This is a genomic window from Nocardia sp. NPDC055321 (assembly GCF_053645575.1).
Genome location: NZ_JBSHMS010000043.1, coordinates 29,607 through 52,381, shown reverse-complemented (window position 1 = coordinate 52,381; position 22,775 = coordinate 29,607). Strand labels below are relative to the sequence as shown.

The window sequence follows — 22,775 nt, the reverse complement described above, 5'->3', positions numbered from 1 at the left end:
CTCCCGCCGGACCCGGGCGGCCCGTCGGCGTCGTACCGGGAATTCCGGCGGCGCGGCCCTAGACTGCCCCCATGAGGTCCCGGCGGGATTTCGGGGGCGTCGAGGTTGGGCTCACCAACCTCGACAAAGTTCTGTATCCGGCGACGGGAACCACCAAGGGCGAGGTCATCGACTATTTCACCGCCGTGGCCCCGGCCCTGCTGCCGCATATCGCCCAGCGCCCGGTGACCCGCAAGCGGTGGCCCAACGGGGTGCGCGAGACGTCGTTCTTCGAGAAGAACCTGCCCGAGCACGCTCCGAAGTGGATCGAGCGGCGGTCCCTGGAGCATTCCGATCGCGACGTGGTCTATCCGCTCATCGACTCGGTGGCCGGGATGGCGTGGCTGGGGCAGCAGGCCGCGCTCGAAATCCATGTGCCGCAATGGCGTTTCGCGGGGTCGGCGCGGGGGCCCGCCACCCGGCTGGTCTTCGATCTGGACCCCGGGCCGGGGGCGGGGCTGGCCCAGTGCGCGGAGGTGGCGCTGATCCTGCGCGACGTGGTGGCCGAGGTGGGGTTGCGGGCCTTCCCGGTGACCAGCGGTTCCAAGGGAATTCACGTCTACGTGCCGCTGGATCGGGAACTGGGTCCGGACGGGGCATCCACGGTAGCCAAGCAGGTGGCCATGAATCTGCAGCAGCTGCGCCCGCGCCTGGTGACCGCGACCATGGCCAAGGTCGCGCGCGAGGGGAAGGTCTTCCTGGACTGGAGTCAGAACAATCCGGCCAAGACCACCATCGCGCCCTACTCGCTGCGCGGGCGCGAGGAGCCGTGGGTGGCGGCCCCGCGCGACTGGGACGAGATCGCGGATCGGAAGAAGCTGCGCCACTTGCGTTTCGAGGAGGTGCTGGGCCGGCTGCACAGCGACGGCGATCTGCTGGCCGAGATGGACCCGCCGCTGGAGTCGAATGCCGTTCCCGCGCAACCGGATCGGCTGCACACCTATCGTTCCATGCGCGATGCCGGGCGGACGCCCGAACCGGTGCCCGCGCATCCGCCCGCCCCGAGCGCGGGGAATCGCTATGTGGTGCAGGAACATCACGCGCGCCGCCTGCACTGGGACGTGCGCCTGGAGCGGGACGGCGTGCTGGTGTCGTGGGCGGTGCCCAAGGGCCCGCCGGTCGATACGCACGAGAACCGGCTCGCCGTGCACACCGAGGATCATCCGCTCGAATACCTGGATTTCCACGGCTCGATTCCGCGCGGCGAGTACGGGGCGGGGGAGATGACGATCTGGGATACGGGCGTGTACGAGACCGAGAAGTGGCGGGACGACGAGGTCATCGTGCGGTTTCGCGGCGAGCGGCTGGACGGGCGCTACGCGCTGATCCGGACGAACGGCAACCAATGGCTGATGCATCTGATGAAGGATCAGTCCGGCGGCGGTACGGCGAACTCCGATGCGGGCGCGCCGTTGCCGCGCGATCTGCTGCCCATGCTCGCCACCGACGGTGACGTCGGCGAGCTCGACGGCGCGCACTGGGCCTTCGAGCCCGCCCTGGACGGTGTCCGGTTGCTCGCCGAAATCTCCGGCGGGACAGTGCGATTGCGCGGCCGCACCGGGCGCACGGTCACTGGGAAGTACCCGAGCCTGGCCGCGCTGGGTCCGGCCCTGGCCGAGCACCGCGTACTGCTCGACGGCACGGCGGTCGCCCTCGACGCGCACGGCAGGCCCGATTCCGCACTGCTGCGGGCGGATTCGAGCGGGGCGGTGTTCGCGGCCACCGACATCCTGTACCTGGACGGCACGTCGCTGCTCCGCAAACGCTACGACGACCGCCGCCGCGTGCTCGAGGCCCTGGCCGGGGCCGTGCCGGCGCTGTCGGTGCCGCCGAACCTGCGCGGTTCCGGTGCGCAGGCGCTGGCCCGGGCCCGGGCGGACGAGGCGCCGGGCGTGCTGGCCAAACGGCGGGACTCGGTCTACCTGCCCGGCAAGCGCGGGCAGGGGTGGATCTTCACCCCGAGCGACCCGCCGGGCGCGGGGTGACCGCGCTAGGCGGACTTCTCCAGTAGCGGGGAGATGGTGTCCACGTCGGTCTCGATCACGTGGCCCTGGAAGGCGAATTCGTCCCAGGCCCTGGCCAATCCGGCTTCGTCCTTCCCGCCGACGGCGTCGCGGACCACGACCGGGACGAACCCCAGGTCGGTGGAATGCGCCACGGTCGGGGCGATGCCGATCTCGAGCGCGACGCCGGTGATGGCGTAGGAGCCGATCCCCAGGTCCCGCAGCGTGGAGGCCAGGGGAGTGCCCTCGAACGCGGACATGGAGGTCTTGTCGAAGACCGTCTCGCCCGCCTGCGGCTGGAGTTCGGGCACCAACTGGAATCCCGGGGTGTCGCGCTGCAGGATCGGGGTGACGGCCTCCACCGAGTCCACCCCCTGCCAGTTCATGGCCATCCGCAACGCGAAGGCGCCCATCAGCCGCTTGGGCAGGAACATGTGCCGCAGGAAGATGATCGGGTATCCGCCCCGCCGCGCGGCCTCGACCACCCGGACCACGCGCTCGGTGATCTGCCGCCCGTGCTCGAGCTGTCCGAGCACACCCACCTGCATGTCGTACACGATCAGCGCCATGCGCTCGGGCGCGCAGACGTCCTCGAGCGTTTCCGGAATCTCAACACCGTTACCGTGCCGCATCGCTCTCCGCTATCGGTAGCTCCCACAACAACTTTCGATCTTCACCCTACGCGGATCCGAGCGCGCGTGGCAGCGATGCGGCACGGTCGGCCGAGTCGGCGCCGGACCGTCCGGGGCCGCGAAACGGGTCGGGCGGCGGTCCCGAACAGCGCCGGCCGATCCGGCGCCGCGCCGCGGGTCAGGCGGCGGGGCCGACCGGCAGGGGCGCGCTCGTGTCCGGCGCGGGAGCCGGGGGATGGAAGCCGGGCAGGTAGCGGTCGGCGTACGGGATCATGAGGTGGATGAGCGGGCCGATCCCGAAGGCGTAGACCAGGGTGCCGACGCCGATGCTCCCGCCGAGCAGCCATCCGATACCCAGGACGGTCACCTCGAGGCTGGTTCGCACCAGCCACACCGGCCGCCCGGTGCGCCGGACCAGTCCAGTCATCAGGCCATCGCGCGGCCCGGGCCCCATGCCCGCGCCGATGTAGAGCACCGTGGCGGCCGCGTTGAGCACCACGGCCCCGAGCATGGCCGCGATCCGCGCGGGCAACCCGTCCACCTCCGGCAACAGCCACAGTCCCGTGTCCACAGCGATGCCGATGACCACGACGTTGCTGATCGTCCCCAGCCCCGGCCGCTGCCGCAACGGAATCCAGGCCAGCAACACCACCGCGCCGGTGATCGCGACGACGGTCCCGAAGCTCAACGGCACGTGCGACGCGACCCCCTGGTGGAAGACGTCCCACGGATCGAGCCCGAGCGCCGCCCGCAGCATGATCGCCATCGACAGCCCGTACCACCACAGCCCGACGTACAGGGCGACGATCCGACGCAACAACATCGCCCCATGATCTCCCCAACTGGCCTGTGGATAAATATCCAGTCTCCATCGTCTGGACCCTTATGGATTCCACAACCCCCAGTCCACACCCTGGGGAAACCTGTGGATAACAGCAACCCGCCCCTGAACGGAGTCGCCCCGGCACAGCGCGCGCCCACCACCCCGGTACTGCACCGGAGCCGCGCAACCGATTCGAATGCGGGAGACAGAGCAACTGCCGAACCACCCCGCGATCTCGAGCCGACGGCGAGGGGTCTGTGCCGGTTCCTGGCCGTTGCCGGCCAGGCCGATATCGGGCCTGGCCCACGCCGGGGTCGGGCCCGGGGAGCGGCTCTGCAGCGCCAGGTCCCGCGAGTTGTTATGTGCGCCGTGCCGGGTATCGCGCAGTCCATGTAATGCCTGGGCCCGTGATGTCGCTGTGTCCGCGATGCCGGGTTGTAGCCGCACCGTTGCCTCCCGGCCGCTGTGTCGCGCCGGCCCGGCCGCGGGGCCGCCGTACCGTATCCACCGATGGGGTCGGTCGCGGCTGCCGCCGCGCCGGGGATATGGCGTTCGACGGCGTGTCGAAACCGGGCAATGGGTACGAATCGCGCGACGTTGGGGTGCGCGCGGGGCGGTGTGTCCGGGCCGTCCGATCCCCCTGTGGGACAGGTATTTTCGGGTTGCCGGTCCGGAGTGCGACGCGCGGGAGCGCGTTGACCTGCGGGTATTCTGGGCAGTACGTTTGACACTCCGATGCGCTGGAATATGGAGGACGGCGTGACGTACGTGTTCGTGTGCCCGTCGCGTCGGCGGACGGACGCGGGAGGCGTGTGTATGCGGAGCGATGACGCATCGGTCACCGGATGCGGAAACGGCGTGCGAGGGGGTGCTCGGCGGTTGCGAAGCTGGAGTCGCGTGGCTCTGGTCGGCCTGGTGGCGATGCTGGCGGCGCTACTCGCCATGCCGCACGCCTCGGCGAATATTCCCTTCCCCGACGATGATCCGTTCTACGCGGCGCCGGCCGGGCTCCGGTACGCGGACAACGGCGCGGTCCTGAACTCGCGCCCCATCTCGGTGCTGGGCCTGCCGCTCCCCGTGGCGGGCTGGCAGGTGCAGTACCGCAGCACCGATTCCACCGGTGCGGCGGTCGCGGACGTGGCCACCGTGCTGTCGCCGCTGCTGCCCTGGTTCGGCCCCGGCACCCGGCCGCTGCTGTCGTACCAGGTCGCCGAGGACAGCCTCGGCACCCGCTGCGCGCCGTCGTACGCGCTGCGCGGCGGCCGCGATTTCTCCATCGTCAACACGATGCTGGACGTGCCGTTCCTGACCGAGATGCTGCGCCGCGGCTGGGCCATCGTGGTCTCGGACTACGAAGGCCCGCAATCGCGATTCTTCGACGGCGTGAACTCCGGCCGCGGCGTGCTGGACGGCATCCGGGCCGCCAAATCGTTTCCGCCCCTGGGCATTACCGATGCCAGTCCGATCGGGGCGTGGGGGTATTCCGGCGGTGCGTTCGCGACCCTGTGGGCGATGCAGCAGCGCGCGAGCTACGCCCCGGAGCTGTGGCTCTCGGGTGTCGCGGCCGGCGGGGTGCCCGCCGATATCGCGGCGATCGCGCAGCGGGTGAACGGGGAGACCCAGGCGGGTCTGGCCGTGCTGATCCTGGTCGCGCTGGCGCGCAACGATCCCGAGTCGGGCCTGTACGACACCCTGAACCAGGACGGCCGCGACCTGCTCGTGCGGGAGGCGAACGCGTGCGGCGCGGATCTGGTGGTCCGGTACGGCAACCAGCAGCTCGACGAATTCTCCGACACTCCGAATCTGCTGTGGAATCCGGCTTTTCGCTACGCCGCCCAGCGTCAGGAGCTGGGTGACAATGCCCCCGACGTGCCGCTGTACCTCTATCACAGCGTCGAGGACGACGTGATTCCCGTGGCGGGCTTCAGCGCCCTGGTGGATCGCTACTGCGCGCTCGGCGCGAACCTGACGGCCGTGCACTCGGGTATCTCCGGCCACAATCCGGCCGCGGTGGTCGAATCCTTGGGCGTGCTGGGCTATCTCGCCGATCGGTTCGCGGGCGTTCCCGCCGCGCGGGGCTGTGTCATGCGCTGATCGCGGGCGCTGCGTGTGTGGTGCGGAACCGAGTGTCGTCTGCCGACCCCGGGTTCGGCTGCGAGGCCGGATCGGGGGAGAACCACTCGGGTTCGAGAGTCGTGCCGGCACCGCCCGGGCCGATGTGGGCTGTACCGCCCGGGCCGGTGTTCATCGAATCTGGGGTAGAGTCCGTAATTCCCTGCGCCCCATAGGTTTCGAAACTTCGGTCTAGAACTCGCTGACGCCTGCCCACTTGGTCGTGCCGGGCGCACCCGCCAGCGTGGAGATCAGCTCGATTCCGGCGACGAACAGGGTCGGACCGCCGACCGCGAGCGAGCCGATGATGCTGCCCACCGCCGCACCGGTGATCAGACCCGCCACGATGCCGGGTCCGGTCGGCGAGCTGACCAGCGCGCCGATCAGCGCGCCGACGGCGGTGCCGATGAAGGCGCCGACGGCGGTGGCGATGCCGAACTGGCTGGAGAAGTTCGCCATGGCCCGCTGGTTCTCGAGCGGCGAGGCGACCTCCTGCACCGCGGCCGGGCGGGTGGCGGCCTCGTTCTTGACCGCGGTCAGCGACAGCGTGCGGGCGTCCTCGCTGATGGTGCTGGGCAGCGGGTAGACCAGACCGTCGGAAACGAACGACAGCGGCATGGCCACCACGGTGTTTCCGGCGGTGTCCTTGATGTTCACGGTGTTCCCGGCGTATTCGAACGCGCCGTTGGTCAGCGTCGTGACGACGGTGTTGCCTTCCAGGCGTGCCTCGTAGCCGATGTCGGGCGTGCCCGGTTCGGCGTGTGCGATCCCTGCCCCCGCGATGGCGACGGCGGTCACGACCGGTGCGGCGGCAGCGGTGATCTTGCGCAGCATTCTGTTGTGTCCAATCTTCATCAGGTTTTCGGGGCAACGCACGCCCAACAAGAAGAAATTCCCTTCCAACTGGAAAGGTGTTGAGCCCCCGTGCTTTTGCGCTACCCCGCGTTCGTGGACACCACGTTAGCGTGCCGGGCCGACACGTCGAATCATTTTGGCGCCGGTGTTGGTCAAATGAGCAGGTCGATGCCGAATCCCAGGATGTATACCGCCGCGATGATCGCGAAGGCGACCGCGTCCGCGCGCCCCGGAGCGCCCGGTCGCGCCGTCAGCTCGCCCGTGCCGCCGCGCGTGGTGATGGCTTCGCCGAGTTCGCCCGCTCGCCGGCTGGAGACCGCCATGGCGGCGGTCAGGATGTCGACCAGCGGGTTCTGCTCGGCCATCTTCATGACCGAATCGCGGGGCCGCAGTTTGCGGGCGGCGCGCAGGATCCGCATCTCCTCGAGCAGCAGCGGCAGCCCGCGCAGGGTCAGCGCGATCACCACGGCCCACTCGTCCACCGGGATGCGGTGCCGCACCCCGCGCCGGGTCCAGCCGACGTGGCGCAGCGGCGCGGCGAGCTTGGCCAGCGCGGGCGCGACCTCGCCCATCGGGGTGGTCCAGGCGATCAGGAACGAGGCCCCGAGCAGGATGAAGCCGAAGACGACGACCTTGGTGTACGACAGCACCGCGGTCATGCCCACCGGCGCGTTGATGAGCGCGCCCAGCGCGACGCCCGCCCAGAACCACCACGGGAAGCGCGGCAGGGTGCCCAGCGGCAGCTTCGCCAGCACCCACACCAGCACCAGGAACGCGACGGCGATGGCGATCAGCGGCCAGGACGGCACGAACATGAGCAGGACGCTCACCGCGAACGCGCCGATCATCTTGGTGCCGGCCCACAGCCGGTGCACCGGGCTGTCGATCGGCACCTCGCGCAGGACGACACTGCTCATCGGAACCCTCCGGTGAAGTCATGGGTGGCGGGCGGCGCGGCGACGGTGTCGCTCTCGGTGATGCGGCCCGCGCGCAGGTGCACGATGCGGTCGCACACGGCCGCCACGTCGGCGATGTCGTGCGAGATGACGATCAGTGTCAGACCCGAATCACGCAGCCGGGCAATGAGTTCCACCACCCCCGCTCGTCCCTCGGGGTCGAGTCCGGCCAGCGGTTCGTCCAGCACAACCACCTGCGGGCGGCTGGCGACCATGGCGGCGAGCACCACGCGTTTGGCCTGCCCGCCGCTGAGCTCCTCGATGGATCGCGAGGCCAGCGCCCGGTCCAGGCCCACCGCGTCCAGCGCGCGGGCGACCGCCGCGGTGCCGGTGCCGCCCCAATCCTCGATCTCGGTGCCGACGGTCTGACGCTGCAGTTGCAGCCGCGAATGCTGAAATGCCAGCTGCACGGCGCGAATTCGCTTGTGCACCGGCTTGCTGCCGGTGAGTTCGCGCAGTTCGCAGGTGCCCGAGCTCGGCAGCGTGAGCCCGGCCATGATCCAGGCCAGGGTGGATTTGCCCGAGCCGTTGCCGCCCACGATGAGCAGCGCCTCGCCGCGCCGCACGCTGAGATCGACCCCGTGCAGGGCGGGCGCCTCCCACGGCGTGCCGCTGTTGTAGGTGTGCCGCACGTCGCGCAGTTCCAGCACCGGGTTGCCCATGGGGCGCGTGCGCTGGTCGCGGACCGGGCGCGGCCACGCGGGCAGCTGGTCGACCGTGCGCCCGCCGCGCAGGTGGATCACCCGGTCCGCGGCCGCGGCGTCGGCCTCGTGGTGGGTCACCAGCACCACCGCCATGTCGCGGCGGCGCGGCAGATCCGCGAGCAGCGCGACCAGATCGCGCCGGCCCTCGGGATCGATCATCGAGGTGGCCTCGTCGGCGAGCAGCAGGGTCGGTGTGCGGGCCAGGGCCGCGGCCACGGCGAGGCGCTGCTGCTGGCCGCCGGACAGGGTGGCGGTCTCGCGCCCGCCCATGCCCTCGAGCCCGACCTCGCGCAGCAGGCCGTCGATGTCGACCTCGGCGGCGTGGCCGGTGGGCAGTCCCCACACGACGTCGTCGCGGACGAGTACGCCCAGGGTCTGGCTCTCGGGGCGCTGCAGCACCATGGCGGTGCCGCCGCGCAGGCCGAGGCCGGCCGATCCGGGGCGGGTGACCTCGCCGCTGGTGGGCGGCCGGCCCGCGAGAATCCTGGTGAGCGTGGACTTTCCGGAGCCGTTGTGGCCGACGACGGCGACGAACTCGCCGCTGCGGACGGTGAGGTCGATGCCGTGCAGGGCGTCGGTCCGCGCGTTGGGATAGCGGAAACCGACCCCGCGCAAAGTGATCGGCAGCGGTGCGATGGGGCGGTCGTCGGCGGGCGCGTCGAGCAGGTCGTCGCGGCCGGGCAGCCAGGCCAGCCGGTCCAGCACCGAGCCGAGCACGAACCAGGAGATGATGCCGCTGGCGAGCATCGCGAACACCACGCCGCCGCCGACGAACACCCACCACCAGCGCAGCACGTAGTCGGTGGCCTCGGCGACGCCGCGGCCCAGGGGTTCGAGTGCCGACTGACGCGCCGCGATGTTCTCCAGGCCCTTGGCCGTGTTGTCGATACTGTCGAACAGCAGTTGGCGCGCCCGGGAGAACAGCAGCAGCATTCCGACGGAGAACGATGCACCGAGCAGACCGGTCAGCAGGGAGAGTCCGAGCACCGCGAGCAGGCCGCCGTGCCGTCGTTTGACGATGCCGATGATGCCGCCGATCACCGCGACGCCGACCAGGTTCACCGCGGGGACCAGGCCGCCGGCGACGAAGGTCACCAGGGTCGCGGCGATGGTGGCGGTGATCAGGGCGCGCAGCCGGTGCCGGTGCGCGAGCAGGCCGATCGGCACGGCCGCCACCAGTTGCAGCGCGGCCGCGAACGGAACCAGCGAGCCGACGGTCACCAATCCGACCGTCGCGCCCCCGAGTACCGCGCCGGTCGCGAGCTCGATGGGACGCAGGGCGCCCGCGGGCAGCGGGGGGCCGGTCGCGGCGGCACGGGTCTGGGACGAATCGGTCACGCCCACCAGTCTGCCGTGTGCGCGGCGAGACCCGGGGATACCTCCACGACATCGGCACAACGCTGATTGCATTCATGCGCATTCATGCATATATTGGTCGGCGTGGGACATGATCATTCACACGGCGTCACGCCGTCGAGCGCGTCGGGCAAATACCTGCCCCGCCTGGTGCTCGCACTCGCCATTGCCCTGATCTTCATGCTGGTCGAGTTCGCGGTGGCCTTCGCGACCTCGTCGCTGGCCCTGCTCTCCGATGCCACGCACATGCTCACCGATGTGGTCGGCATCTCCATGGCGTTGTCGGCGATTCTGCTGGCCCGGCGCAGCCGCCCGACCGCGACGCGAACCTTCGGCTACTACCGGGCCGAGGTGCTGGCCGCGCTGGCCAACGCGCTGCTGCTGTTCGGCGTGGCGATCTACGTGCTGTACGAGGCCGTCGTGCGGCTCGGTGAACCGCCCGAGGTACCCGGCTGGCCGGTGCTGATCGTGGGCGCGCTGGGTCTTCTCGCCAACATCGTCTCGTTCCTGCTGCTGCGGTCGGGCGCGCAGGAGAGCCTCAACATCCGCGGCGCGTACCTCGAGGTGTTCGCCGATCTCATCGGTTCGGTGGGCGTGTTGCTCTCCGCGGCCATCACCATCACCACCGGGTGGCGGTACGCCGACATGATCATCGGTGTGGCCATCGGCCTGTGGGTGCTGCCGCGCACCTACGTGCTGGCCAAGCGGTCGCTGCGAATTCTGTTCCAGCACAGCCCCGAAGGGCTCGACGTGGACGAGATGACCGCGGCGCTGCGGGCGATACCCGGCGTGGCCGACATCCACGACCTGCACGTGTGGACCCTGACCTCCGGTATGGAGGTGGCCTCCGCACATCTCACCGTCACCCCGCCGCACCCGACCGGCGAGGTGCTGCGCGCCGCCCAGCAGCTGCTGTCGACCCGCTTCCACATCGATCACGCCACCCTGCAGACCGAAGGTCCGGAGGAGGCGAACCACTGCCGCGAACTGTCCTGGTAGCGAACGGGCTCGAGGTTGTTAACCCTTTCGGGGGGTGGGGCCGATGAACCAGTGTCCGCATCGTGTCCGAATGCGCTGGCGGAATGGTTATGGCTGGTCGCATACTGCGGGCAGGCAGGGCGAAGGTCCGTGGCGCCGAGGGGGAATCGCAGGTGGGAGGGTCGCTCAGGGCGGGAGACGAGTTCGCCGGCTACGAGATCGTGCAGTCGCTGGGCGCCGGCGGCATGGGCGCGGTGTACAAGGCCCGCGATCGGGATCTGCCGCGCTTCGTGGCCCTGAAGCTGCTGACCGTGCCGGGCGGGGGCGGGGCCGAACATCACGTGCGCTTCCGGCGTGAGGCCGATGCCGTTGCGCGGCTGGATCATCCGAACATCGTCACGGTGTACGCGCGCGGGCAGGTCGACGATCAGCTCTGGATCGCCATGACCTACGTCGACGGCGACGACGTCTCGGTGGTGCTGCGCGGGGGCGCGCTCAATCCGGGGCGCGCGGTGCGGATCATCTCCGAGACCGCCGGGGCGCTGGACCACGCGCACGCGGCCGGGATCCTGCATCGGGATGTCAAGCCCGCCAACATCCTGCTGACCCGGGGACAGCCGGAACGGGTGCTGCTCACCGATTTCGGCATCGCCAAGACGCTGGACGAGAGCCAGCAGCTGACCGGCATCGGTGAGGTGCTGGCCAGCTTCCACTACGCCGCGCCCGAGCGCTGGACCGGGCCCGGCGACGCCGACCACCGCGCGGACGTCTACTCCCTCGGCTGCACGCTCTACCACATGCTCACCGGCCAGCTGCCCTTTCCCGGCCAGAGCGTCGGCCAGCTGCTGTACAACCACGCGTACGGCGATGTCCCGCAGCCGAGCCGCCACGTCCCCACCCTGCCCAGGGGTTTCGACGAGGTGATCGCCCGCGCCCTGCACAAGGACCCCGAGCATCGCTACCAGAACTGCACCCAACTGGCCCGCGCAGCACTGCAGTCGCTGCGCGAGCCCTCGCACCCCCGCCACCGGACCCAGCCCCCGACCGAGCTCCTCGGCGGTCCGCCCAGCGATCCCAAAAATCCACCCCGCCAACCACACCCCGGCCCGCCGACCCACACCGGCACGACCTCGCACCCCGGCGGAATCACGCCGCCGCCGGGGGGTTCCGCGCGCCCGGCGACCGACCCGCGCTCGCAACCCACCCTCCCGCAGCCGACCGGGCACCACACCTCCGGACCCCAGTTCACCGGCGCGACAGCGCATCCGCCGCGCCAGGGCCCGCCGCCGACCGGCTTCGCCGCCCGCCCGAACGAGGCGCGGCAGTTCACCGGCGCCGCGACGTCCGCGAATCAGCAAGGGGCGCAGCGGGCGATGCCCGCCGAGTCCGCGAACCGGCAGGGCGCGTCATCCGGGCCCGCGTCCACCCGGGCGAGCCGGCCGGGACCGCCGCACACGACCGCGGTGAATCAGCAGGGGGCGCTGCCGACCGGCGCCGCCACCCATCCGAACGAGCAGCGACCGGGTGCGCCCTCGCACCCGAACCCGCAGGGGCAGCGGTCATCCGGGGCCGTCGCGCACCCGAATCGACAGGGCGCGCAACCCGCCGCCCCCGGCGCGGGTCCGGTCGTGCCCGCGGCCGGTCAGACCTCCGGCCCCCAGCGCCGTCCGCTGCCGCCCACCCGGCAGCTGCCGCAGATCGATCGGGAGCCCCCGCGTGCCGAGCTGGCCCCGCGCACGCCGGATGCCCCGCCCACCCTGCTGGACACCGGTTCCGCGTGGGAGCCGCCCGGCGGGCACGTCCCGCCCCCGCCCACCCGGCGCAAGCGGAGCAGGCCCGTCTGGATCCCGCTGCTCGTCGCGGTCCTGACGGTGGTCGTCGCCCTGGTCTATCTCCAGTCGCGCCGCGACGGCTCCCCGGCCCAAACCCTGCCCACGACACCGTCGGTGGTGACCACGACCGCCGAGGCGACCACTACGACCGACGAGGTGCTCACCACCACGGCGCAGCCCACCACGAGCACCACCTACCGCGTCACCACGACGACGACCACCACCTCGGTCAAACCGGTCACCACCCCCGTGCCGAACGTGGTCGGCCAGCTGATCGCCGCCGCGAAGGCGAAACTGGAGAGCGCGGGCTTCGTCGTGGTGACGGTCGACCGCGAGGACAGCAGCGCCAAAGGCACGGTCCTGTCCCTGGATCCGGCCGCGGGCACCCAGCGCACGGCCGGCTCGAAGATCACCGCCTACGTCTCGACCGGGACCACCACGACCACGATCACCATGCCGAACCTGGTGGGCCACACCGTAGCCCAGGCCACCGCGGCCATGAAGGCCGCAGGCTGGACCGGCTCCCTGCACACCACGACCAAGAAGGTCACCGACGCCACCCAGGCCGACAAGGTCATCGCCCAGTCCGTGACCTCCGGCACCGCGATAACCCCCGACGCCCCGGTAACGGTCACCGTAGGCGAATCAGCCACCCCCACAACCTGATCGCCGGCTAGGCGGGGGTTTTCGACAGCACCGACACCAGGTGCCAGGTGGCGGAGGGGGCGTCGGCCGGGGGATCGGGGCGGGGGCGTTCCTCGACCAGCAGGTGGTAGTCGTAGCCGGGCTCGAAGTCGAAGCCGTCGATCCCGAAATAATGGTTCTCGTAGGGGGAGGCGGGATCGCGGCGGACCTGGAGGCATCGCATCGGGGCCACGCCGGTGCACGGCACCGTCTGTGGGGCCACGTAGATCTCGAAGTGTTCGGCGCCGGGGGCGACCGTCGGCAGCACCGCCGGGGACGAACCCGGGGCGGTGGTGGTGGCCGCGGGGGCGGTGGCCGACGAGGCGGACGGCGTGTGGGTGGCGTGGTCGTCGGCGGACGTGGAGCAGCCGGTCAGGGGCAGGGCCGCGGCGAACAGGGCGGCGACGATCGGCCTCGGGCGGGGGCGCATGGGCGTGAATATGCCACAGGATCGCCCCGACCTGCGGTTTCAGCGCGCGCGGGTGAGTCGGTAGTCCGCGAGCCGCACCCTGCGTGTCCGGCGCCGGTAGCTGCGGGTGGTGCCGGGCCAGTTGTTGGTGATGCGACCGGAGGCCGTGCGGTACCAGCTGGTGCAGAAGTTCCACGGCGTGCGGGAAAGGCGTTGCTGCAGCGCGCCGTTGAACGTGCTCTCGACCTCCGGGCGCACCTCGAGGCTGTGCCCGGGATGCTCGGCCAGAATCTGGACCGCGTGCCGGATGTACCGGGCCTGCGATTCGATCATGTAGATGATCGACCCCACCCCGACATTGGTGTTGGGCCCGTACACCAGGAACAGATTGGGGAACCCCGGCACCGTGACGCCCAGGTGCGCGTGCGCCCCGTCCGCCCAGACCTTGGACAGCGCCGTACCGCCCGCCCCGCGAATCTCCATGGGCCACAGGAACTCCGTGCCCTTGAACCCGGTCCCGTAGATGATCACGTCGGCCGCGTGCACGGCGCCGTCGGCGGTGCGCACGCCCTCGGGCACGATGTCGATGATCGGGGTCGTCTCCACGTGCACGTTCGGCTGCGTCAGCGCGGGGTAGTAGTCGGAGGAGAACAGCGCCCGCTTGCACCCGATCGGATAGTCCGGGGTGAGTTTGGCCCGCAGTTCCGGGTCGGTGACCTGCTCCTCGAGCTGCTTCTCCGCGAGCTTGGCCACCGCCCGCGTGATCCCCGGGAACTCCACCAGCCCGAGCGCCACGAACTCCGCGATCGCCCACCACGAGAAGCGCTCGGCCGCGGGCATTCCCGGCACCCGCTGCAGCACCCGCTGGTGAATCGGCTTGTAGTCGGTGTCGAATTTGGGCAGCACCCAGGCCGGGGTCCGCTGGAAGAGCGTCAGCGCGGCCGTCCCCGGCGCGATCTCCGGAATGTATTGAATCGCACTGGCGCCGGTGCCGATGCAGGCCACCCGTTTACCGGCGGTGACGACCTCGTGATCCCACCGCGCGGAGTGGAAGGAGGCGCCCGCGAAGCTCTCGATCCCGGGTATGGCGGGCATGGCGGGCCGCGACAGCTGCCCGACCGCCGAGATCAGCACCGTCGCCGTGCGCGCCACCCCGTCGGTGGTGAGCACCGTCCACTGCCCGGTGCTCGCGTCGAATTCGGCCTCGCTGACCTCCGCCCCGAAGACGATCAGCTTCCCGAGCTCGTGCCGCTCGGCCACGTCCCGGATGTACGCGTGAATGTCCTCGCGCCCCGAATAGCGCTGTCGCCATTTAGGTTTCGGTTCGCGGGCGTAGGAATACAGCGGTGAGGGCACATCGCAGGCCGCGCCCGGATAGGTGTTGTCCCGCCACACCCCGCCCAGGTCCCGCGCCCGCTCCAGAATGGTGACCTCGTGAAATCCGTTCCGCTGTAGTTCCATGGCCATCCCCAGCCCACCGAACCCGGCCCCGATGATGATCACCGACGGCATGCGGCCCTCCTCGCCTAGCAGACCCCTCCCACTCTAAAACCGGGACCTCCCCGGCGTGGGTGTCTTAATCGAGATTTTCGGCCATACTTTTCGCTATGAGCACGGTTCAGGAAGCGGGGATTCGGGACTGGGACTTCCCCCGGGGCGTCGCGAGCATCGCGCTGATGGTGGGGTTCGCGCGGGAGCACGGCGTCGGGGCCGCGCGCGTCCTGCAGGGCAGCGGGGTGAGCGAGCGAGGGCTGAGCGATCCCGATGCCCAGGTGGACGCGCAGGCGGAGCTCACCGTCATTCGAAATCTGGTGCGCGAGTTGGGGGACAGGCCGAATCTGGGCCTGGAGGTGGGGCGGCGGTACCGGATCACCACCTTCGGCATCTTCGGCTTCGCCTGCGTCAGCAGTCCGACCCTGGGCGAGGCCATCGCGTTCGCCCTGCGTTATCTGGAGCTGAGTTTCACCTTCTGCATTCCGGTCGCCCGGTGGAAGCCGGGCGAATTCGTCGCCCGCATCCACGACGAGCGGGTCCCCGGCGACGTCCGGCGTTTCCTGGTCGAGCGCGATGTCACCGCGATGTTCGGCATGCTGAGCGACCTGCTCGGGCACCGCCTGGACCTGGTACGCGCCGAATTCGACTTCCCCGCACCCTCCGATACCGGCCTGTACGACGAAATCTACGGCCTGCGACCGGAATTCGAGCAGCCGCACAATCTGTTCGGCCTGGATCCCGCGGTGCTGGAACGCCCGCTGCCCCAGGCGAACGAGCACACCTGGGCGATGTGCCTGGCTCAGTGCCGCGACCTGGTCTCGCGCCGGCGTGCCCGCACCGGTATCGCCGCGGAGGTGCGCGAGCTGCTGGTACCGCGCGGCGGCGCCGACGGTTTCACCGCGCCGCCCGGAATCGACTCCGTGGCAAGGGATCTCAACGTGAGCACGCGCACCCTGCGCAGGCACCTGGATGCCGCGGGCACCGGCTACCGGCAATTGCTCGACGAGGTGCGCAGGGCGCTGGCGGAGGAAATGCTCACGGCCACACCGCTTTCGGTGAGCGATGTGGCCATCAGGCTGGGCTACGCCGAAGCGTCGACCTTCATCCACGCCTTCAAGCGCTGGACCGGCACCACGCCCTCGACCTATCGGCGCGCGCTGCTCACTCCGCCGGTGCGCTGAGCGGCCCGCCCATGCCGATCGGCCGGAACGCCGAGAGCAGCCGCCCGTCCTGAATCGAATGGAACACCAGCGAGGGGTCGGGCGCGAAGTCGATCGGCACGTGTCCCGGTGCCGCCGTTTCCCATTCGCAGCCGATGGTGGAGGAAACGCTGGGCGCGACGACCAGCGGCTTGCCCGCGAACGAGGTGACCAGGCCCGAATGGACGTGCCCGGTCAGCACGCCCAGCACCCGGTCGTCACCGGCCACGATCTCGGCCAGCCGTTCGGGATTGGTGAGCCGGATGGGATCGACGACGGTGCTGTGCACCGCCACCGGCGGATGGTGCATGGCGATGAGCACGGCGTCGTCGGCGGGCGTGGCGGCCAGCAGTTCGAGTAGCCAGTCGTAGGTTCCGTCGTCCAGAAAGCCCTCGGGCCGGCCCGGTACGCTCGAGTCCAGCAGGGCGAGGGTGAGCCCATTTCCGCTGTGCGCCTGGTTGATCGGCGCGTAGTCGGACTCGGCGCCGAAGAGCACGGTGCGCATGTGGCCGCGGTCGTCGTGGTTGCCGGGCATGATGAGCACCGGCACATCGGCGACCAGCGCCGTGCGGGCCTGCCGATATTCCTCGATGTCGCCCTCGTCGGCGATGTCTCCGGTGACGACGATGACGTCGGGTTGCCGCGGCAGCTGTGCCAGGAACCCCATCACCCGTTCGGCGCGTTCGTAGTTGCGGGCGCCCAGGTTGAAGTGGGTGTCACTCAGCTGTGCCAGCAGAACCATCGGCGTTCGCTTTCTGTGAAGGGCCGCATCGTCGCGCCCGAACGTGCCGCACCCTTGCGCCACGGATTCAGGCTAGATGACCTGCCCATATGCGGTCTCGGTGAGACTCGCCACCGAATATAGCGGTTTCACATCAATGCACGTCGGGGGTGGTGGCGGTCACCGCGGCCCGCGCGATGCCGAGTAGTTGCCCGGGCGTGCCGGTTACGGGTTCGCCGCCCACTTGCCAGAAGTCCGGTCCGGGGTCGGCCTCGAGGTCGAGGACGGGCGGCGTGCGCCAGGAGGCATCCAGTCCCAGCCGCCACGAGTGCAGATGGGTGCGCGCGTGCGCACCGGATTTGTCGAAGAGCGGATCGCCGACGATGGGATGCCCGATCCACGCCAGGTGCACCCGGATCTGATGCCGCCGCCCGGTGAGCGGCCGCAGCGCCAGCACCGTGTGCGTCCCGGTGTCGGCGAGGGTCACGAACTCGGTGATCGACGGGTAGTTCTTGCCCGCGAGCAACTCTCCTTCGGGTACCTCCCACCGATCGCCCGCGCGCCGAATGCTCTCGCGCGGTGCGGCGATACGCACCCGGTTCTTGCGCCCGACGCTCAGCGGCAGGTCGATGACCCCGCGCGCGGGCAGCCCGGTGGAGGCGGTCACCGCGAGGTACGCCTTGCGCGCGGTGCGCTTGTTGAATTGCCGGGTCAGCTCACCGTGCGCGGGCAACTCCTTGGCCAGCAGCACGAGCCCGGAGGTCACCTTGTCGATGCGGTGCACGGGGTACAGCGTCTCCCCGGCGGCCGCGGCGAGCTCCACGATGTCGGTGTCGTGGCGTTCCCCGGTGACCGAGATCCCGGCGGGCTTGTTCAGCGCGAGCACCGCCGGGTCCTCGCTGATCAGGCTGTTCTTCCGCAGTTCGGGCCAAGAGGTGTCCACCCGGTCAGCGTAGAGATCGCGCCGCCGCGCCGATCAGCCGGTGGGCTCGCGGTGCACCGGCCGCCCGGCGCCCGCGAGCCCGCCCGGCTCAGGCGACGGCCCGCTCCAATTCGGCCAGCCCGTCCTCCATGTGCCGCGGCAGCCGGTACAGGTCGGGCACGGTGCGCCGGCAGCCGACGAAGCCGAAATCGAGGTTGTCGCCGTTGGTGGTGAGCGTGATGTTCATGCCCTGCGATTCGAAGGGAATCGAGAGCGGGTAGTTCGCGTCCAGGCGTGCGCCCCGCATGTAGACGGGTTTGCGCGGTCCCGGCACGTTCGAGATCACCAGGTTGAACGGCATGCGCGGCAGCGCTTCGAAGCCCGGCACCAGCGAGACCCCCAGCGGCGACATGAGCAGCGCCGAGAGCGCCATGGCCTCGATCTTGGGCAGCTGGGTGAAGACCTGTTTGGTCCGGCGCATGGACGTGCTGATGGCGGTGAGCCGTTCCAGCGGATCGGCGATGTGGGTCGCCAGATTCGCCAGGCAGGCCGCGACCATGTTGCCCTCGGAGGTGTCGGACTCGGCGGAGCTGCGGACGTTGACCGGCACCATGGCGATGAGCGGTTCGTCCGGCAGCGCGCCGTGTTCGAGCAGATACGAGCGCAGCGTGGCCGCGCTCATGGCCAGCACGACGTCGTTGACCGTGGCCCCGGTGGCCCGCCGGATCGCGTTGACGCGTTCGAGCGGCCAGGACCGGACCGCGACGCTACGCGCCCCGCCGATGGACACGTTGAGCATGGTGCGCGGTGCGGTCATGGGCATGGTGAGCCGCCCGTCGATCGCCCCGCGCAGCGGCGTGGCGATGGAGGTGGCGCTACGGGCCATGCGCGGCAACGCTTTTCGCAGCTGCTGCCATTGGCTCCGGGGTTCGGGGGTGCTGTCGCGCTCGACCGGGCGGGTACCCCACGGCACCCGCACGCGGGTGTCGAGCGGGTCGTCGGTGAGGGTGCGCTGCAGCAGGCGCATGGCCGAGACGCCGTCGATGAGGGCGTGGTGCATCTTCATATAGATGGCGAAGCGGCCGTCGTCCAGGCCCTCGATGAGCCGGGCCTCCCAGAGCGGGCGGTGCCGGTCCAGCAGCGTGCCGTGCAGGCGCTCGGTGAGATCGATCAGATCACCCATGCCGCCCGGTCCGGGCAGGGCGCATCGCCGCAGGTGATAGCCGAGGTCGACCTGTTCGGCGTGCGACCAGTTCACGCTGGAGAAGCCGCCGAAGGTGCGGCTGGGGTGGCGCTGGAAGCGGGTGCGCACGTCGGTGGCGCCCGCCATGCCGGCGAACAGGTCCCGGGTGAAATCCGGGCCGGCGTCCGCGGGTGGCTCGAACAGCTGCAAACCGCCGACGTGCATGGGGTGCTCGCGGGATTCGACAGCCAGGAAGATCGCGTCGAGTGGGTTGAGAAGATCCATCGGATTCGCCTATGCCGTGGGGGAGCGCTGTGCGTGGTGAAACCGGACACCGCTGCCGGGAGATACGGTCAGGCGACGCTGCCCCCCGCTGCGTTGAGATGAATCAGGTTATCACCGCGCTTGATTCGTCATAACCCCGACGCGCGGCCCTAAACCTCGCGTATCCGAGCGTGTCGCGAGAGTAGCTTGTGATTCGCCATGGATCACCTCATCCGCAGACGCTCGCTGCTCGGAATGGCCGCCGGTCTGGCCGCCGCCGGGCTCGCGGCCGCGTGCGGCCGGACCGGTGAACCGGGCGACGACGATCCGCCCGACGCCGCCGAGGCGATGCGGATCGCCACCGACGCTTATGTTTTCGGCTATCCGCTGGTGCTGATCCACGCCACCCGCGATGCCGGCGGCCCGGTCAACGCCTTCCGGCACAGTCGCGACCTGCCCACCGACGAGGACCGGGTGATGGTGCGCGCCAACCAGGACACGCTGTATTCCAACGCCTGGCTGGACCTGTCCGGCGAACCCATGGTGCTGCAGGTGCCCGCGATGGCCCCGGACCGCTACTGGATCATGCAGCTGCTCGACGCCTGGACCAACACCGTGCACCACCCGAGCTCACCGCGGACCGGCGTCGCGGGCACGCCGCCGCTGTTCACCTATCTGATCAGCGGCCCGGGCTGGTCCGGCACGGTGCCGCCGGGCCTGACGCATCTGCCCATGCCGACGGTCACCACCTGGCTGCTCGGGCGGGTCCAGGTGAACGGCACCGGCGATGTGCCCGAGGTGCGGGCGCTGCAGGATCGAATGCGACTGGCGCCCTTGAGCGCCTGGCTCGCCGATCCCCAGGCCACCCGCACCGGCGCGGCCATCACGGTGGACGACCAGCTCACCGCCCCGGTCAAGGAGGTGGCGGCCCTGGACGGGCGGACCTTCTACGACCGGCTGTGCACCCTGATGGCCGTCGACGCGCCCGCGCCCGCCGACGAGCCCGCGCTACGCCGGTTCGCCCGCATCGGCATCGAACCCGGCGGCCGGATCGACGACTTTCCCATCGCCACCCTGGACGCGGCCGCCGCGGCCGCGCGCAAGAGCATCGCCGCGCACGTCGATCCCGGTACCCGCACCGAGAACGGCTGGCTCTTCTCCACCGCGCTGGGCGCCTACGGCACCGATTACGCGCAGCGCGCCGCCATCGCCCAGCGCGGGCTCGGCGCGAATCTGCCCGAGGACGCGCTGTATCCGTCCACGCCCGAGCTCAGCGCCGACGTCAACGGCGAACCCCGCAGGTTCCGCATTCGCTTCGAGGCGGGCCGGTTCCCGCCGGTGGCGGCGTTCTGGTCGCTGACCGCCTACGACGCCGAGGATTTCCTGGTCGACAATCCGGATCGGATCTACGCGGTCGGGCACGGCCTGCCCGTGGTCCCGGCCCCGGACGGTTCGGCGGAGATCCTGATCCAGCACGCCGACCCCGGACCCGCGGTGCCGCGCGGCAATTGGCTGCCCATCCCCGCCACCGGGATGTTCTCGCTGACCTTGCGGTTGTACGCGCCCCGCCCCGAGGCCGCCGACGGCCGCTGGCAGCCGCCCGAGATCCAGGCGGTGTCCTGACTGTCCGGTCGGAGTGTTCTCTGCCAGAATCGAATTGCTGTGAGTACGCTGAGCGCCGTTCATCGTGGGTTCCGGGGTCGATAACCAGTCCCGGACCGACCTCGAGGAGGATGTGGTGACTGCCGTAGCTCCCAAGCCGGAATCGGGGTTGGAGGCCGCCCGGCCCTACCCGCCGCGCTTGGGCCCCAAGGGTTCGTTCATTCACAAGGCGGTGACGACGACCGACCCGAAGGTGCTCGGCGTCATGTACCTGTGCACCGCCATCACCTTCTTCCTCATCGGTGGGCTCATGGCCCTGCTCATGCGCGGTGAACTCGCTCGCCCGGGCATGCAGTTCCTCTCGCCCGAGCAGTTCAATCAGCTGTTCACGATGCACGGCACGATCATGCTGCTGTTCTACGCGACCGCGATCGTCTTCGGTTTCGCGAACGTGATCCTGCCGCTGCAGATCGGCGCGCCGGACGTGGCGTTCCCGCGCCTGAACGCGTTCAGCTACTGGCTGTACCTGTTCGGCGGCACCATGGCCACGGCCGGGTTCGTGACCCCGGGCGGCGCGGCCGATTTCGGCTGGACGGCCTACACCCCGCTCTCGGACATCGTGCACTCCCCGGGTGTCGGCGCGGATCTGTGGATCCTGGGCCTGGCCGTCTCCGGTCTGGGCACCATCCTCGGCGGCGTCAACATGATCACGACGGTCGTCTGCCTGCGCTGCCCCGGCATGACCATGTTCCGGATGCCGATCTTCACCTGGAACATCCTGGTGACGAGTGTGCTGGTGCTGCTGGCGTTCCCGCTGCTGACCGCGGCGCTGTTCGCGCTCGCGTACGACCGGCACCTGGGCGGGCACATCTACGATCCGGCCAACGGCGGCGCCATTCTCTACCAGCATCTGTTCTGGTACTTCGGCCATCCCGAGGTGTACATCATCGCGCTGCCGTTCTTCGGCATCGTCTCGGAGATCTACCCGGTCTTCAGTCGCAAGCCGATCTTCGGGTACACGACGCTGGTGTACGCGACCCTGGCCATCGCGGCGCTGTCCATCGCGGTGTGGGCGCACCACATGTACGCGACGGGATCGGTTCTGCTGCCGTACTTCTCGTTCATGACGTTCCTGATCGCGGTACCGACCGGCGTGAAGTTCTTCAACTGGATCGGCACGATGTGGCGCGGGCAGCTCACGTTCGAGTCGCCGATGCTGTGGTCGATCGGCTTCCTGGTCACGTTCCTCTTCGGTGGTCTGTCGGGCGTCATCCTGGCCTCGCCGCCGCTGGACTTCCACGTGTCCGACACCTATTTCGTGGTCGCGCACTTCCACTACGTGCTGTTCGGCACCATCGTGTTCGCGACGTTCGCGGGCATCTACTTCTGGTTCCCGAAGATGACCGGTCGCATGATGGACGAGCGCCTGGGCAAGTGGCACTTCTGGACGACCTTCGTCGGCTTCCACACCACGTTCCTGGTGCAGCACTGGCTGGGCAACGAGGGCATGCCGCGCCGCTACGCGGACTACCTGCCCACCGACGGATTCACCCTGCTCAACACGATCTCGACCATCGGCGCCTTCATCCTCGGCGCCTCGATGCTGCCGTTCGTGTGGAACGTCTTCAAGTCCTACCGCTACGGCGAGGTCGTGACCGTCGACGATCCGTGGGGCTACGGCAACTCCCTCGAGTGGGCGACCACCTGCCCGCCGCCGCGCCACAACTTCTACGAGCTGCCCCAGATCCGTTCGGAGCGACCGGCATTCGAGCTGCACTACCCGCACATGGTGGAGCGCATGCGCGCCGAGGCCCACGTGGGCTGGGGCACCCGGCCGCACACCGCCGACGATCGGGAGTCGATCACCGGCTGATCCGCCCGCTGCCGTCGAACGGCGGTCGTCCTCCGGGGCGGCCGCCGTTTCGCTGTCCGGGGTGAAGTTCGGCGTCCCACCGGCTATTTCGGGTTCCGCGCGGCGCGGCTGGCTCCGGCTGTTCGGCTGTCGTT

The 22,775-nt window shown here is 70.0% G+C and carries 17 protein-coding genes; 7 read left to right on the top strand and 10 right to left on the bottom strand.

What is annotated here, in order from left to right; translation table 11 throughout:
• The first annotated feature begins 71 nt into the window (after window positions 1–71).
• A complete protein-coding gene (ligD, locus tag ACWIGI_RS39040) occupies window positions 72–2,024 on the top strand; it encodes a non-homologous end-joining DNA ligase (RefSeq protein WP_454208678.1) in 1,953 nt (650 codons plus the stop codon).
• Window positions 2,025–2,029: 5 nt separating this feature from the next.
• Here the strand turns inward: ligD and ACWIGI_RS39035 are convergent, their stop codons facing one another.
• Window positions 2,030–2,674: a cysteine hydrolase family protein gene (locus ACWIGI_RS39035; RefSeq protein ID WP_454208677.1), complete on the bottom strand. Its 645-nt coding sequence runs from the start codon at window positions 2,672–2,674 to the stop codon at window positions 2,030–2,032.
• Between the two features lie 178 nt (window positions 2,675–2,852).
• Window positions 2,853–3,497, bottom strand: a complete 645-nt coding sequence (gene yczE / locus ACWIGI_RS39030; protein ID WP_454208676.1) for a membrane protein YczE — start codon at window positions 3,495–3,497, stop codon at window positions 2,853–2,855.
• 897 nt (window positions 3,498–4,394) lie between these two features.
• On the opposite strand from yczE, the gene ACWIGI_RS39025 reads away from it, so the two are divergent.
• Window positions 4,395–5,591: a lipase family protein gene (locus ACWIGI_RS39025; RefSeq protein WP_454208675.1), complete on the top strand. Its 1,197-nt coding sequence runs from the start codon at window positions 4,395–4,397 to the stop codon at window positions 5,589–5,591.
• A gap of 210 nt (window positions 5,592–5,801) precedes the next feature.
• Here the strand turns inward: ACWIGI_RS39025 and ACWIGI_RS39020 are convergent, their stop codons facing one another.
• The 3 genes from ACWIGI_RS39020 to ACWIGI_RS39010 all read right to left on the bottom strand — a co-directional run bounded on the left by ACWIGI_RS39020 (window position 5,802) and on the right by ACWIGI_RS39010 (window position 9,462).
• Window positions 5,802–6,443 carry an ammonium transporter gene (locus ACWIGI_RS39020; protein WP_454208674.1) on the bottom strand — a complete coding sequence of 214 codons (642 nt, stop codon included), beginning with the start codon at window positions 6,441–6,443 and terminating at the stop codon, window positions 5,802–5,804.
• 173 nt (window positions 6,444–6,616) lie between these two features.
• Window positions 6,617–7,381 (bottom strand): CbiQ family ECF transporter T component, encoded by a 765-nt coding sequence (locus ACWIGI_RS39015; protein ID WP_454208672.1) that lies wholly within the window; start codon window positions 7,379–7,381, stop codon window positions 6,617–6,619.
• A complete protein-coding gene (locus ACWIGI_RS39010; RefSeq protein WP_454208671.1) occupies window positions 7,378–9,462 on the bottom strand; it encodes an ABC transporter ATP-binding protein in 2,085 nt (694 codons plus the stop codon). The genes ACWIGI_RS39015 and ACWIGI_RS39010 overlap by 4 nt, the downstream gene beginning before the upstream one ends.
• 102 nt (window positions 9,463–9,564) lie before the next feature.
• Here ACWIGI_RS39010 and ACWIGI_RS39005 point away from each other — a divergent pair, with 102 nt between their 5' ends.
• Both ACWIGI_RS39005 and ACWIGI_RS39000 read left to right on the top strand, forming a co-directional pair.
• Window positions 9,565–10,479 carry a cation diffusion facilitator family transporter gene (locus ACWIGI_RS39005; protein ID WP_454208670.1) on the top strand — a complete coding sequence of 305 codons (915 nt, stop codon included), beginning with the start codon at window positions 9,565–9,567 and terminating at the stop codon, window positions 10,477–10,479.
• A 152-nt stretch (window positions 10,480–10,631) separates the two neighbouring features.
• A complete protein-coding gene (locus ACWIGI_RS39000) occupies window positions 10,632–12,956 on the top strand; it encodes a protein kinase domain-containing protein (RefSeq protein ID WP_454208669.1) in 2,325 nt (774 codons plus the stop codon).
• 7 nt (window positions 12,957–12,963) lie between these two features.
• On the opposite strand, the gene ACWIGI_RS38995 is transcribed toward ACWIGI_RS39000, so the two are convergent.
• On the bottom strand, window positions 12,964–13,404 hold the full coding sequence (locus tag ACWIGI_RS38995; protein WP_454208668.1) for a DUF4377 domain-containing protein: 441 nt from the start codon (window positions 13,402–13,404) through the stop codon (window positions 12,964–12,966).
• 39 nt (window positions 13,405–13,443) lie between these two features.
• Complete coding sequence (locus ACWIGI_RS38990) at window positions 13,444–14,895, bottom strand: flavin-containing monooxygenase (RefSeq protein WP_454208667.1); 1,452 nt, start codon at window positions 14,893–14,895, stop codon at window positions 13,444–13,446.
• 95 nt (window positions 14,896–14,990) lie between these two features.
• On the opposite strand from ACWIGI_RS38990, the gene ACWIGI_RS38985 reads away from it, so the two are divergent.
• Window positions 14,991–16,058: an AraC family transcriptional regulator gene (locus ACWIGI_RS38985; RefSeq protein WP_454208666.1), complete on the top strand. Its 1,068-nt coding sequence runs from the start codon at window positions 14,991–14,993 to the stop codon at window positions 16,056–16,058.
• Here ACWIGI_RS38985 and ACWIGI_RS38980 read toward each other — a convergent pair.
• The 3 genes from ACWIGI_RS38980 to ACWIGI_RS38970 all read right to left on the bottom strand — a co-directional run bounded on the left by ACWIGI_RS38980 (window position 16,039) and on the right by ACWIGI_RS38970 (window position 19,187).
• Window positions 16,039–16,818, bottom strand: coding sequence for a metallophosphoesterase (locus tag ACWIGI_RS38980; RefSeq protein ID WP_454208665.1), 780 nt, complete (start codon window positions 16,816–16,818; stop codon window positions 16,039–16,041). The genes ACWIGI_RS38985 and ACWIGI_RS38980 overlap by 20 nt on opposite strands.
• Window positions 16,819–16,951: 133 nt before the next feature.
• Complete coding sequence (locus tag ACWIGI_RS38975; protein WP_454208664.1) at window positions 16,952–17,740, bottom strand: RluA family pseudouridine synthase; 789 nt, start codon at window positions 17,738–17,740, stop codon at window positions 16,952–16,954.
• 88 nt (window positions 17,741–17,828) lie between these two features.
• Window positions 17,829–19,187: a WS/DGAT/MGAT family O-acyltransferase gene (locus ACWIGI_RS38970; protein WP_454208662.1), complete on the bottom strand. Its 1,359-nt coding sequence runs from the start codon at window positions 19,185–19,187 to the stop codon at window positions 17,829–17,831.
• 198 nt (window positions 19,188–19,385) lie between these two features.
• On the opposite strand from ACWIGI_RS38970, the gene ACWIGI_RS38965 reads away from it, so the two are divergent.
• On the top strand, window positions 19,386–20,789 hold the full coding sequence (locus ACWIGI_RS38965) for a DUF1254 domain-containing protein (RefSeq protein ID WP_454208660.1): 1,404 nt from the start codon (window positions 19,386–19,388) through the stop codon (window positions 20,787–20,789).
• Between the two features lie 115 nt (window positions 20,790–20,904).
• Window positions 20,905–22,641, top strand: a complete 1,737-nt coding sequence (gene ctaD, locus ACWIGI_RS38960) for an aa3-type cytochrome oxidase subunit I (protein ID WP_454208659.1) — start codon at window positions 20,905–20,907, stop codon at window positions 22,639–22,641.
• Window positions 22,642–22,775 lie beyond the last annotated feature (134 nt).